General features: G+C 65.9%; 12 protein-coding genes. 3 read left to right on the top strand and 9 right to left on the bottom strand.

Translation table 11 applies throughout. The features are described 5' to 3' along the window. The first annotated feature begins 70 nt into the window (after positions 1–70). Positions 71–904, top strand: coding sequence for a ferritin-like domain-containing protein (locus CAL12_RS19040; RefSeq protein WP_086066066.1), 834 nt, complete (start codon positions 71–73; stop codon positions 902–904). On the opposite strand, the gene CAL12_RS19035 is transcribed toward CAL12_RS19040, so the two are convergent. The 9 genes from CAL12_RS19035 to CAL12_RS18995 form a co-directional block, all read right to left on the bottom strand. Then, the gene (locus tag CAL12_RS19035; protein ID WP_086066065.1) at positions 861–1,766 is read right to left on the bottom strand and encodes an NAD(P)-dependent oxidoreductase; all 906 of its coding nucleotides are present in this window, start codon (positions 1,764–1,766) and stop codon (positions 861–863) included. The two genes, CAL12_RS19040 and CAL12_RS19035, sit on opposite strands and share 44 nt — an antisense overlap. Before the next feature lie 14 nt (positions 1,767–1,780). Next, positions 1,781–2,788, bottom strand: coding sequence for an Ldh family oxidoreductase (locus CAL12_RS19030; RefSeq protein WP_086066064.1), 1,008 nt, complete (start codon positions 2,786–2,788; stop codon positions 1,781–1,783). Further along, on the bottom strand, positions 2,769–3,722 hold the full coding sequence (locus CAL12_RS19025; RefSeq protein ID WP_086066063.1) for a hydroxyacid dehydrogenase: 954 nt from the start codon (positions 3,720–3,722) through the stop codon (positions 2,769–2,771). Before CAL12_RS19025 ends, CAL12_RS19030 begins: the two co-directional genes overlap by 20 nt. 82 nt (positions 3,723–3,804) lie before the next feature. After that, on the bottom strand, positions 3,805–4,824 hold the full coding sequence (locus tag CAL12_RS19020) for a Bug family tripartite tricarboxylate transporter substrate binding protein (protein WP_086066062.1): 1,020 nt from the start codon (positions 4,822–4,824) through the stop codon (positions 3,805–3,807). 99 nt (positions 4,825–4,923) lie between these two features. Further along, positions 4,924–6,099, bottom strand: a complete 1,176-nt coding sequence (locus tag CAL12_RS19015; protein ID WP_086066061.1) for a UxaA family hydrolase — start codon at positions 6,097–6,099, stop codon at positions 4,924–4,926. A gap of 42 nt (positions 6,100–6,141) precedes the next feature. After that, complete coding sequence (locus CAL12_RS19010; RefSeq protein WP_086066060.1) at positions 6,142–6,423, bottom strand: UxaA family hydrolase; 282 nt, start codon at positions 6,421–6,423, stop codon at positions 6,142–6,144. Positions 6,424–6,649: 226 nt separating this feature from the next. Next, entirely contained in the window at positions 6,650–7,168 is a 519-nt protein-coding gene (locus CAL12_RS19005) for a DinB family protein (protein WP_086066059.1), read from the bottom strand. A 64-nt stretch (positions 7,169–7,232) separates the two neighbouring features. After that, the gene (locus tag CAL12_RS19000) at positions 7,233–8,354 is read right to left on the bottom strand and encodes a 3-deoxy-7-phosphoheptulonate synthase (RefSeq protein ID WP_086066058.1); all 1,122 of its coding nucleotides are present in this window, start codon (positions 8,352–8,354) and stop codon (positions 7,233–7,235) included. Positions 8,355–8,390: 36 nt separating this feature from the next. Next, on the bottom strand, positions 8,391–9,239 hold the full coding sequence (locus CAL12_RS18995; protein ID WP_086066057.1) for an oxidoreductase: 849 nt from the start codon (positions 9,237–9,239) through the stop codon (positions 8,391–8,393). 234 nt (positions 9,240–9,473) lie between these two features. Between CAL12_RS18995 and CAL12_RS18990 the strand changes: the two genes are divergently transcribed. Both CAL12_RS18990 and aspT read left to right on the top strand, forming a co-directional pair. After that, positions 9,474–10,397, top strand: coding sequence for an AraC family transcriptional regulator (locus CAL12_RS18990; RefSeq protein WP_086066056.1), 924 nt, complete (start codon positions 9,474–9,476; stop codon positions 10,395–10,397). 304 nt (positions 10,398–10,701) lie between these two features. Beyond that, on the top strand, positions 10,702–12,393 hold the full coding sequence (aspT, locus tag CAL12_RS18985) for an aspartate-alanine antiporter (RefSeq protein WP_086066055.1): 1,692 nt from the start codon (positions 10,702–10,704) through the stop codon (positions 12,391–12,393). The last annotated feature ends 2 nt before the right edge of the window (positions 12,394–12,395 follow it).

The raw sequence follows: 12,395 nt of genomic DNA, 5'->3' as shown, positions 1-12,395 counted from the left end.
CGGTAGGCATGGATGCCCGCAGTATAGGGCAGGGCCGGTCCCGCCCCCGCTTTTCCGTTACCCTGGCGGGATGAATGATGCCGCACCTCCCAACCCCGGGCAGACCGAGCTGCGCGCGGCCGCCCTGCGGGCGCTGGCGCTGCCGGCCTGGGAGCAGAAGCTGCGCCAGGTCGACGCCATGGCGCCGGATGCACCCGTCGACTGCATGGCCGTATTGCAGGAACCGCCCGACCTGCCCGGCCGGCCTCCGCGTCCCCCACTGGTGCCGCCCGCACAGCTCAAGCCGCGCCCCGTAAGCACCCTGGCCGGCAGGGCGGCGCTGATCCATGCGATCGCGCACATCGAGTTCAACGCCGTCAACCTGGCGCTGGACATCGTATGGCGCTTCGCCGGCATGCCGGCGGATTTCTACCGCGATTGGCTGCGCGTGGCCAAGGAAGAAGCCAGCCATTTCCAGTTGCTGAACGCGCACCTGGCCACGCTGGGGCACGGCTACGGCGACTTTCCCGCCCACAACGGCCTATGGGAAATGGCGGAAAAGACGCGCGACGATCTGGCGGCCCGCCTGACCCTGGTGCCGCGCATCCTGGAAGCGCGCGGCCTCGATGCATCACCGCAGATACGGGACAAGCTGCTGGCCGTCGGCGACGAGGCCGGCGCGGCCATCCTGGACGTCATCCTGCGCGAGGAAATCGGCCACGTCGCGGTCGGCAACCGATGGTGGCGTCATCTATGCGCCCTTCATGGCAAGGACAGCATCGCCTGGCATGCCGAACTGGCCGCGCGCCATGCCGCGCCGCGACAGCGCGGGCCCTTCAACCTGGAGGCCCGCCGCGCGGCCGGCTTCGACGAGGCGGAGCTTACCTGGCTGGTGGCGGCTCCGAGCCGGCCAGATACTCGATGATCTCCGGCACGGGGGCCTGCGCGATGCCGGCCTGGCTGGCCCGCGCATAGGTATCGCGTATGGCCTGGGCCGTGCCGTGCGGCGCGCCGGTTTCCTGCGCCATGGTGGTGTAGTACCCCATGTCCTTCAACGCGTTGGCGATGGAAAACCGGAAACTGCCCGTATCGCCGGATTCGATATAAGGGCGCAGCCGGCCCAGCACCACGCCATCGCCGCCGCCCTTGGCCAGGATGTCCAGCAGCACGGCGGAATCCACGTCGGCCAGCCTGGCGCACGCCGCTGCCTCTGCCAGCACCGCCGAAAAACCCAGCGACACATAGTTGTGCAGCAGCTTCAGCCGATGGCCAGAGCCGATCGGGCCCGCGTGCACGATGTTCTCGGCATAGGCCTGGAGCACCGGCTTGCAGCGTTCGAACAGCGCGGGATCGCCGCCCACGATCAGGTTCAGCCGGCCTTCGGCGGCTTCCTTGGGCGTGCGGGTCATGGGTGCGTCCAGGAACAGGCCGCCGGCCTTTTCCACGGCCTGGGCCACTTTCATCGTGGACGAAGGAATGGCGGTGGAGCAGTCGATCACCACCGTGCCCGCGCGCATCCCGGCCAGCACGCCGCCGGCCTTGAACAGGACGTCTTCGACTTCCGGGGTGCCGGTCACGCACAGGATGACCATATCGGCTTGCCGCGCCACGTCCGCCGCGGTCGCCGCCTTGGTGGCGCCGCGCGCCAGCAGGTCGTCCACCGGCTGGTTGCCGGGATGGTCCAGGAACACCAGCGGATAGCCGGCCTTGGCGATGTTGAACGCGATGCCGTGGCCCATCTGGCCCACGCCGATGATGCCGATACGGGTCTTGCCGGCTTCCGCCATGTCTGTCTCCGGTTTCAGGCCCGGCCCGCCAGCTCCTTCATTTCGGCCAGCAAGGTCTCGGGCACATTCACGCCCTGTACGTGCGCCTGCTGCTCCAGGCCGGCGCGGCGTTGCCCGGGCAGGCGCACGCCTTCGTCCGCGAGCATAGCCGATACCAGCGTATCGACGCGTTCCAGGTAAACGTCACGCCCCGCCAGCGCGCCCGGGTCGATGACCAGGAAGGCCTGGCCGATGCGCGCGCGGTTGCCTTGCTCGGTAAAGAAGGAATCCGCCTCGAAACCGAAATGCGCGCCGGTCAGCGCGCAGGCCAGCAGCTCGACGATCAACGCCAGCATGGCGCCCTTGGCGCCACCCATGGGCAGCATGCTGCCGGCCAGGCCTGCCTTGGGATCGGTGGTGGGCTGGCCGTCGGCATCCAGCGCCCAGCCCAGCGGGATGTCCTTGCCGTCGCGCGCCGCCACCATCAGCTTGCCGCGCGCGACTTCCGATAGCGACAGGTCGATCACCAGCGGCAGCGCGTCACGGCGCGGAAATACCGCCGCGATGGGGTTGGTGCCGAACAGCGCCCGCTTGCCGCCCCAGGCCGACATCGCCGAAGGCGAGTTGCCCATGGCAAGGCCGACCATGCCGGCCCTGGCCACCGCGTCCAGGTGGTAGGCCGCCACGCCGAAATGATGGCTGTTGCAGACGCCGGCGAAGCTCACGCCATGTTCGCCCGCGCGCTGGATGGCCTGCTCGATCGCCAGCGCACAGGCGCTGAAAGCCAGGCCATCGGCGGCGTCCACCAGTACCGCGCCACCGCGTTCGCGCGCGATGCGGGCGACCGCCTGGCCATCCGCGCGGCCATTGCGCAGGTGCGTCGCGTAGAACGGCACGCGCGATACGCCGTGCGACGCGATGCCCTGGCTTTCGGCGTAGATCAAGGCGCGCGCGGTGTCCGCGGCCATACGCGGGTTGGCGCCGGCCCCTTGCAGCGCCGCGGCCGCAAGATCGTAAAGCGCGTCAAGTTGCATCGTGGCCATGTCGATTTCCCGATTTCAATACTTCCGCTACGCGCTGCGCCACCATGTCGGAAACCCGTGTGTTGGCTTCCATGCTCAGCCCCGCAACGTGGGGCGTGAGTATAAGCCGCGGCGCATCGGCCAGGGGGCTGCCGGCGGGCAGCGGTTCGTCGTCGAACACGTCCACGGCGGCGCCGCCCAGCTTGCCTTCGCGCAGGGCCCGCGCCAGCGCGGCTTCGTCGACGATGCCGCCGCGTGCCGTGTTGATCAGGACGGCGCCGTCCTTCATCGCGGCGATGCGCGGCGCGTCGAACAGATTGCGCGTGCCTTCGGTCAGGGGAATATGCAGGGTGACGGCATCCGATCGCGCCAGCAGCTCGATCAGGGGCACCGGCGTGACGCCGCTCTCACGCCAGACGGGATCGTCGTCCGCCAGCATCGGGTCATGCGCGACGACCTGCATATCCACCCCGCGCGCCAGGCGCGCGGTCAGGCGGCCGATGCCGCCGAAGCCGACGATGCCCAGCGTGCGGCCATGAACCTCGCGGCCATTGGACATCGCCGGGCGCGGCCAGGCGCCTTGCGCCACCGCCAGGCTGCCGTGGTAGACGCCGCGTATCAGCACCAGGGCGCTGGTCACCACGTATTCCGCGACCGCGCGCGCATTGGCGCCGGTCGCGGGCAGCACGTGGATCCCGCGATCGCGGCACGCCACCACATCGATGTTGTCCAGTCCCACCCCCAGTCTGCCCACGGCCTTCAGCCCGCGCCCGGCCGCCAGCATCTCTCCATCCACGCGGGTGCGGTTGCGCACGATCAGGGCGTCGGCGCCGTCCAGGACCTTGAGCAGCTCGGCGCGCCGGTCCACCAGGTCCGGTTCGTACCGGACGTCGAAGTCGCGCCGCAGCAGGTCCACCGCCGGCGCGTCCATGAATTCGGAAATAACGATGTGCATAGCCTCGCTCGCACGACATGACGATGAAACCGGCGTCGGCGCCCATGCGCCCGCGCCAGCGTGACGGCGCCCATCCGGGCGGCTAGCCGACCTGGATGTTCGCTTCCTGTATCGTCCTGGCCCAGCGCGCGACTTCGCCCGCCAGGTACTGCTTGAACTCCGCCGGTCCGCGCGGACGCGGAATGAAACCCAGCTGCGTCAGCGCCTTCTGCATTTCCGGCTGCTGCACCTGCTTTTCGATGGCCTTGCCGATGCGTTCCACCAGCTTGGGATCGGTATGCGCGGGCACCATCACGCCGGTGAAGTTCTCGACGATCAGCTCCGGCAGTCCGGCCTCCGCCACGGTCGGTACGTTGGGCAGGTCCGGGCTGCGCTCTTTCGTCGAGACCGCCAGGGCGCGCAACTGGCCGCCTTTGACGTAGGCCAGCGATTCCGGATAGTTGGAGAAGATCACGTCCAACTGGCCGCCGATCAGGTCGGTCAGCGATGGCGCGCCGCCCTTGTACGGCACATGCAGCAGCTTGGTGCCGGTCAGCTGCTGGTACAAGGCCAGCGTCAGGTGCGGCGGCGTGCCGTTGCCGCTGGAACCGGCTGACAGGGAACCAGGCTTGGCCTTCGCCGCCTTGGTCAAATCGGCCAGCGTCTTGATGTCGCTCTTGGGGTTGACCACGATCATCATGGACGACGACGCCAATCCCGCCAGTGGGACCAGGTCGGTCATCAGGTCATACCCCGCCTTGCCCTTGAACAGCGTGGCGTTGGCGGCGTGCGACATGGTCATGGCCAGCCAGGTACACCCATCCGGTTCGGCCCGCGCCACGAAGGCGGCGCCGATATTGGCGCTGCCGCCGGGCTTGTTTTCCACCACCACGTTCCAGCCTTCGGATGACGATATGGCCTTGGCGACCTGGCGCGCCGCCACGTCCGTCAGCCCGCCGGGCGGGAAGGGCACGACATAATTGATGGGCTTGGAAGGCCATTTGTCGCCTTGCCCGTACGCCTTGAACGACGGCGCGGCCAGCGCCAGGCCTGCGGCGCCCAGCACGCCCAGGGCGGAACGGCGGCCAGCGGAAAGCGGCAGATCCGTGGATATGCGTTTCATGGTGTCTCCTCCGATAGGATGCGCCACCGTCCACGTGTGCGGCGGCGGCGCCGTGGCGCCCGGCCATCTGCGGGCCGGTGCGCCGGGAAGCGCCCGGCTTCAGGCGCTTTCGAACAGCCGCGTCAGGACGAATTCACGATGGCCCAGCGCTTCGGCCGCCGTCCAGCGGCCGTTGATGGTGGCCATCATGCATTCCAGCAGCTTGTCGCCGGCCTGGTCCAGGTCCATGTCGCGTTGCAGCAGACCCGACGTATCCACGTCGACGTGCTCGGACATGGTGCGCACGGTCCGCGGGTTTGCGCAGATCTTGATGACGGGCAGGATGGGATTGCCGATCACATTGCCCTGGCCGGTGGGGAAGAAGTGCACGGCATAGCCCGACGCGGCGCAAAGGGTGACCATCTCCGCGGCGGCCGACGATGAATCCATGAACCACAGCCCGCTGTGATCGGGAATCTCCGCCTTGTCGATCACGCCGTCGACGCGGCATTTCTTGCCTATCTTCTGGATGTTGCCCATGGCCTTTTCTTCGATCGTCGTCAGGCCGCCAGCGATATTGCCCTTGGTCGGCTGCGATTCGGACAGGTCGCTGGTCTTCCAGCGATCGATCATGGCCTGGTAGCGGTCGAACATGAACATGAAGCGCTCGCGCACCTTGTCGTTGGCGCAGCGCTCCGCCACGATATGCTCGCCGCCGGTCAGCTCGGACGTCTCGCCGAATACCAGCGTGGTGCCCAGGGGGTACAGCTTGTCGAAGGCATTGCCCACGGTGGGATTGGCCCCACAGCCTGAAGTCGTGTCGGACTCCCCGCACTTGGTCGATACCCACAGGTCGCTGATCGGGCATTCGGTGCGCTGCAGCGCTGTCGCATAGTGCACGAATTCCTTGGCGGCCTTGGACGCGCGCATGATGGTGTCATGGTCGCCGTGCAATTCGATGGAAAAGCCCGCGACGGGCTTGCCCGTCTTGGCGATGGCATCGACGATGCGTTTGGTCCAGCCTTCTTCGATGCCGATGACGACGACGGCGGCGACGTTGGGATTGCAGCCCGTGCCGATCAGCGTGCGGAAGTGCAGTTCCAGGTCTTCGCCGAACTGCAGGCGCCCATAGGGATGGGGCAGCGCCATCGTGCCCTTGATGTTGTTCGCCACGGCTTCGGCCGCGGCATTGGAAATGTCGTCCACGGGCAGCACGATCACATGATTGCGTACGCCGACGCGGCCGTTGTCGCGGCGATAGCCGCGGAAGGTGGTGGATGCGGAAATGACAGCCATGAATGTTTCCTTGGGCAGGCGTGAATAGGGAGGCGGGGCGGCTTACCAGCGCTTGGTCTTGATGTTGTGGACGTGCGCGTGCTGGCCCGCCTGGATGTCGGCCACCACCTTGCCGATGTCGACGCCGTACTTGAAGACCGTGTCGCCGGTCTTCATGTCTTTCATCGCGACCTTGTGCCCGATGGGAATGTCCTGCCTGGCCTTGACCTGGATGACCTTGTCTTCATCCATGATCCAGGCGTTCAGTTCCGTGCCCGCGGTTATCCCTTCCACCACGGCGACGGCCACCGTGTCCTTGGCGTCATGCAATACGGCATGAATCATGAGTCTCCTCCTGATGGCGGCGCGATCGCATGAATCCTGCGTCGCACTCGCTGTTGATCGTGGCGATGATCTTATTTTCGAATTTCATCCATGTCAACCAAATCATATATATGACTTGAGCGGGCGCGCGCCGGTCGGGTTGCCGGTTCCTCCAGCTGTTTTCAGGGGACGGAAATGAAAAACCGGACCCGATGGGTCCGGCGGGGTGGCATGGCGGCGTGCCCGGCTAGGCGCGGATCGCGCCTTCGGCCAGCTTGCGCTTGTACACCGGCAAGTCCACGCTGGGGCGGGGGGCAGACATCTGTGTCAGCAGGTCCGCCACGAAGCCGCGGTGATAGCTGTTGTGATTGACCACGTGCATCAGCATTTCACCGTTCGACATGCGCCCGGTGTTTCCGCCGATCAGGGAAAAATCCTTTTCCCGCGACAGGGAGTCATCCGTTTGCGTGGCCGCCCAGTCGATGTACCAGTCGTCGAGCTCCTGCTGCGCCCGCCACAGGTCCTCGATTTCCGGATGCGTGACCGCATTCAGCGCCGCTATCCCGTGTTCGCGGCCTTCGATATGGGCCTGCCATATCAGGTCCACCACATAGGTGTGGTTCAGCGACCGGGCGAAGTTCTTGAACAGGGACACCCGGTCCTTGTAGATCTCGTCGGACGGCAGCGCCATCACGATGGCGAAGGTTTCGCGATTGGCCCACCGCTTGTAGTCGGCGAGCATGCGGGCGGAGGCGGCATTCAGCATGGCGGTTTCCTGGCAGAAGTTCCGATGCCGGGCAGCATACGCCGGTGTAGCTGTACGGAAACTGTCAGCGCGCCGCGCGGCGCTGGCGCACCGCCCCGGCCAGCTGGCGCAGCACCGGCTCGGTCTGCGCCCAGCCCAGGCAGGCGTCCGTGATGGAAACGCCGCGCTGCAGCGGCACCCCGGGCTTCAGGTCCTGGCGGCCTTCTTCCAGATGGCTTTCGATCATGACGCCGACGATGCGGCGGTCGCCCGCCGCGAGCTGTGCGCCGACGTCGCGCGCCACGTCCACCTGCCTGCTGTGCGACTTGTTCGAATTCGCATGGGAGCAATCCACCATGACCTGCTCGCGCAGGCCGGCCTTCTTCAGGATCTGGCAGCAGGCGTCGATGCTGGCCGCATCGTAGTTGCTGCCTTGCTTGCCGCCGCGCAGGATCACGTGCGTATCGTCGTTGCCGCGCGTTTCGAAAATCGCCGCCATGCCCATCTTGGTCATGCCCATGAAGGCATGGCTGGCGCGCGCCGCCACGATGGCGTCCGCGGCGATCTGCACGCCCCCGTCCGTGCCGTTCTTGAAGCCTAGCGGACAGCTCAGGCCGGACGACAACTGGCGGTGGCTCTGGCTTTCCGTCGTGCGCGCGCCGATGGCGCCCCAGGCGATCAGGTCCGCGATGAACTGCGGGCTCAGCAGATCCAGGAATTCGGTACCTGTGGGCAGGCCCAGGCCGGCGATGTCCAGCAGCAGCTCGCGCGCGCGGCGCAGGCCTTCGTTGATGCGGTAGCTGCCATCCAGGCGCGGATCGTTGATATAACCCTTCCAACCCACGGTCGTGCGCGGCTTTTCGAAGTACACCCGCATGACGATCAGCAGGTCGTCGCGCAGCTCGTCCGCGGCGGCCTTCAGCAGCCGGGCATAGTCCATCGCCTGGTCGTGGTCGTGGATGGAGCAGGGGCCCACCACCACGACCAGCCTGTCGTCGCCCCCATGCAGCACGTTCGCGATGGCGCCGCGCGTGCGCTCCACCAGGTCCTGTATCGCCGGCGAGACCGGCAGCTCGTCCAGCAGCAAGGCGGGAGAAATCAACGGCCGTACGGCGCCGATGCGCACATCGTCGATGCGAGTGGTATCCAGGGTGGAATCGGCGTTGCCGACTTCACGGTCGTGTGCAGGGTCATCCAGGCGGTTCAAGGCTATCTCCAGGCGATAGCGTGATTATTGCACTGTCTATTGCACTGTCGCCTGACCGTCCGTGGAGCGGGTCAGGTTTTCCCACCGATCGATATCTTCCGACATGGCGGCCAGCTTCGCGCGCACCAGCGCTAGGGCGTCGCTGCCCAGCAGCAGGCGCGCGGGCGGATTTTCGCTCGCGATCAATTCCAGCATGGCGCGCGCCGCCTTTTCGGGATCGCCCAGCTGCTTGCCGCTTTTCTCCTCCCGCGCCTTGCGGATGGGATCGAAGACGGCGTCGTAATCGGCGATGGTGCGTGGCGTACGCACCATGGACCGGCCGGCCCAATCGGTCCGGAAAGACCCCGGTTCCACCGCCGTGACCAGGATCCCGAAGTCTCGCACCTCCTTGCCCACGGTTTCGGAGATGCCCTCCAGCGCGAACTTGCTGCCGCAATAGTAGGCAATCCCTGGCATCGTGATGATTCCGCCCATCGACGTGATGTTCAGGATGCGGCCGCGTCGACGCTGCCGCATATACGGCAGAACGGCCTTCATCATGGCGACCGCGCCGAACACGTTGACGTCGAATTGCCGGCGCATGTCGGACAGGGGCGATTCTTCCATCACCCCCTCGTGCCCATACCCGGCGTTGTTCACCAGCACGTCGATGGCGCCCACCCGGGCCTCGATATCCGCCACGACGCCATCGATGGCGTCGAAGTCGGTCACGTCCAACCGCCGGGCGATGGCAAGCCCGGGATGCAGCGTTTCGAACGCGCGGGCCGCGTCCGCGCTGCGCACGGTACCCACGACGCGATGCCCGGCTTGCAGCGCCGCGCTCGCAAGTGCGCGGCCGAATCCGCTGCTTACGCCGGTGATGAGGAGAGTGGTATTGGTAGACATTTGGCCTCCGGAATAGAAACAGTAAGTGCATAATAGTCATTCGTCGCCCAAAATTTGAGGCCATATTTTCTATGTTTATTGCCTATTTCTATTGCTCCTGCTGCCGTGCCGGCATGGGCGCGGCGGTGGCTCCGCGGCATGCCGGGCACTGACGTCCGGCGGCGCGCGGGCGGGCGCGCGTCCACGCGTCCGGGCACGCCTCCCGCGCCGCCGCATTCATGGCGGACCACACCCATGCATGCCAGGGCGATCTCGCTGCTGCGTGCCTTGGCGCCGGCCGAAGGCTATAACCTGACGGTCTTGCCCGATGTCCGCATCCTGCGGTCGGATCGTCCGCTGGCGAGTACGCCCGTCCTCTACGATCCCGGCATCGTCATCGTCTGCCAGGGCACCAAGCGCGGCTACTTCGGCGATCAGGTCTATGTGTATGACGAGCGGCATTACCTGGCGGTGTCCGTTCCGGTGCCCTTCACCATGGAGACCGACGCCACGGCACAGCGGCCCTTGCTCGCCATCTACATGCACCTGGACTTCGCGCTGGCGGCGGAATTGATGCTGGAGATCGATCGCCTGGGCGGCGCGCCGTCCGCCGGCAACCCGCGCAGCATGACGTCCAGTCCGATGGATGAGGATTTTTTCGCTTCGGTGCTGCGTCTGCTGGCGGCGCTCAGCCGCCCGCTGGAAGGCGAACTGCTAGGCAGGTCGCTGGTGCGTGAAATCTACTTCCGCGTGCTGACCGGTCCGCAGGGCGAGGCCATACGCGCCGCCCTGTCGATGCAGGGCCGCTTCGGAAAGATCGGCAAGGCCTTGCGCCGCATCCATGCCGACTACGCGACTCGGCTGGATATCCATGCGCTCGCGGCGGAATCCGGCATGAGCGTGCCCGCTTTCCATGCCAGCTTCAAGGCGGTCACCAGTACCTCGCCCATGCAGTACGTGAAATCGACGCGCCTGCATCAGGCCAGGCTGCTGATGGTGCGCGAAGGGTACACCGCCGCCGTGGCCTGCCACGAGGTCGGCTACGAAAGCGCATCGCAATTCAATCGAGAGTTCAAAAGATTGTTCGGCCTGACACCGGCGGCGGAGGCGCGCCGCATGAAAACCAGCTTTGCCCTGCCACCGGCCCATGCGCATGCGGTGTACGTGTCTTCGCATTGAAGTGCGGACAAACAGCTGCCTGTAGATCGCGAGATATACGAGATCGTGCTCAACGATTTTGGAAAAGTACGGTAGAACCAAAGATAGTTACCAAAAAGGCGGTGGCGACGTTATCGCGGTATTGCAAATGCCTGCGGAAAGGCTCACCTTTGGAGCCCTGCCTCATCGTCTCGCCGTCGTTCGCGGCCTGACGCCATCCAAGCTGCAGCGATCATCAGGCGCGGTGCCTCAAGGGGACATCCGCGCCGCTTCCTACGAAGTGCTTTAGCCGTTCGTCAGTGTTGTTCTCCTTGGGAGTCAGACAATGCAATGGCTTTTCGAAACGCTGCGCAAGTATCCCGAGCTCGCGATCTTTCTCACGCTAGGCGTGGGTTATTGGATAGGCGCCAAGAAGGTGAAGGGCTTCAGCCTGGGCGCGGTGACGGGCACCTTGCTGGTCGGGGTGCTGGTCGGGCAGCTCGATATCCAGATCGCGCCTATCGTCAAACAGGTCTTCTTCCTGCTGTTCCTGTTCGGGCTCGGCTACGGGGTGGGGCCGCAGTTCTTCCGTGGCATGAGAAGCGATGGCCTGCCTCAGGTCCTGTTCGCGGTCGTGCTATGCGTGCTATGCCTGCTCGCCACCTGGGGCACCGCGGTGGCCTTCGGCTTCGATGCCGGCACTGGCGCGGGCCTGCTGGCGGGGGCGCAGACCATCTCCGCGGTGATGGGCGTGGCCACAGACACGATCAACGGGCTCACCAAGGTCGACAGTGCCACGCGTGCCAGCTGGATCAACAGCATCCCGGTCGCCTATGCCGTCTGCTACATCTTCGGCACCATAGGCAGCGCATGGCTGCTCGCCAGCATCGGACCCAAGCTCATGCGCGTGGATCTGGTGCAGGCGTGCAAGGAGTATGAGGCGCAGATGTCCGGCGGACAGGACACGCTCGAGCTGTCCGGCTATCGCAAGTTCATCGCCCGCGTGTATCGCCTGGACCAGGCCGACCTAATCGGCAAGACCGTGGCCGATCTGGAGGCACGCTTCGGCGATGAGCGGGTCTTCGTGGAGCGTATCCGCCGTGGCGGCGACATCGTCGATGCCGCGCCGGACACCCCCTTGCAGGCCGGAGATATCCTCGGCCTGGCGGGTCGCCATGACGTACTGGTGCTGCACGGCGCCGCCAACGTCGGGCAGGAGGTCGAAGACCCCGATCTCATCAACCTGCCCGCCGAGTTGATCGAGGTCGTGCTCACCAACAAGGACATTGCCGGCAAGACGCTGCGAGAAATCGCGCAGTCGCCCGAGTCGTCGTTCGGTCGAGGCGTATTCCTGCGCAAGGTCGTGCGCGGCGGGCACGAAATGCCGGTCAACTGGGGGTTGAAGCTGGATCGCGGCGACCATCTGTTCATCGTCGGCGCCAAGCGCGACGTGGAGCGGATGGTGGACAAGCTGGGCTACGCGGATCGCCAGACCGATCAGACGGATATGGTCTTCGTCGGCTTCGGCATCGTCATCGGCGGCCTGCTGGGCTCGCTCGTGCTGACGGTGTCCGGCATTCCCATCACCTTGTCGACGTCGGGAGGCGCCTTGATTGCCGGCCTGATCTTCGGCTATCTGCGTTCCGTCCATCCCACCTTCGGCAGGGTGCCGGCAGCGGTGCACTGGTTCCTGACATCGGTAGGCCTGACGACCTTCGTTGCCGTGGTGGGTATTTCGTCCGGCCCGGGCTTCGTCGAAGGTTTCCGGCAGCTGGGGCTCAAGCTGTTCCTGGCCGGCGTGATCGCCACGTCCGTGCCGATGCTGCTGGGCGTTCCTCTCGCGCACTACGTGTTCAAGTTCCATCCGGCGATCGCGCTGGGCGTATGCGCCGGCGCCCGGACGACCACGGCCGCGATCGGCCAGATCACGGAAAGCGCCAAGAGCCAGGTGCCGGCGCTCGGGTACACCATCCCCTACGCGATAGGCAATACGCTGTTGATCATCTGGGGAATCGTCATCGTCATGCTGATGGCTTGATG

Origin of the sequence: Bordetella genomosp. 8 (genome assembly GCF_002119685.1) — a bacterium.
Lineage (GTDB): Bacteria > Pseudomonadota > Gammaproteobacteria > Burkholderiales > Burkholderiaceae_B > Bordetella_C.
Note: the sequence above shows the minus strand (reverse complement) of the source record. Positions and strands in the feature narration are given on the sequence as shown.

Bases quoted from the DNA above. Each gene is read 5' to 3' on its own strand.
- CAL12_RS19040 (WP_086066066.1), top strand. From the start codon at position 71: ATGAATGATGCCGCACCTCCCAACCCCGGGCAGACCGAGCTGCGCGCG.
- CAL12_RS19035 (WP_086066065.1), bottom strand. From the start codon at position 1,766: ATGGCGGAAGCCGGCAAGACCCGTATCGGCATCATCGGCGTGGGCCAG.
- CAL12_RS19030 (WP_086066064.1), bottom strand. From the start codon at position 2,788: ATGGCCACGATGCAACTTGACGCGCTTTACGATCTTGCGGCCGCGGCG.
- CAL12_RS19025 (WP_086066063.1), bottom strand. From the start codon at position 3,722: ATGCACATCGTTATTTCCGAATTCATGGACGCGCCGGCGGTGGACCTG.
- CAL12_RS19020 (WP_086066062.1), bottom strand. From the start codon at position 4,824: ATGAAACGCATATCCACGGATCTGCCGCTTTCCGCTGGCCGCCGTTCC.
- CAL12_RS19015 (WP_086066061.1), bottom strand. From the start codon at position 6,099: ATGGCTGTCATTTCCGCATCCACCACCTTCCGCGGCTATCGCCGCGAC.
- CAL12_RS19010 (WP_086066060.1), bottom strand. From the start codon at position 6,423: ATGATTCATGCCGTATTGCATGACGCCAAGGACACGGTGGCCGTCGCC.
- CAL12_RS19005 (WP_086066059.1), bottom strand. From the start codon at position 7,168: ATGCTGAATGCCGCCTCCGCCCGCATGCTCGCCGACTACAAGCGGTGG.
- CAL12_RS18995 (WP_086066057.1), bottom strand. From the start codon at position 9,239: ATGTCTACCAATACCACTCTCCTCATCACCGGCGTAAGCAGCGGATTC.
- CAL12_RS18990 (WP_086066056.1), top strand. From the start codon at position 9,474: ATGCATGCCAGGGCGATCTCGCTGCTGCGTGCCTTGGCGCCGGCCGAA.
- aspT (WP_086066055.1), top strand. From the start codon at position 10,702: ATGCAATGGCTTTTCGAAACGCTGCGCAAGTATCCCGAGCTCGCGATC.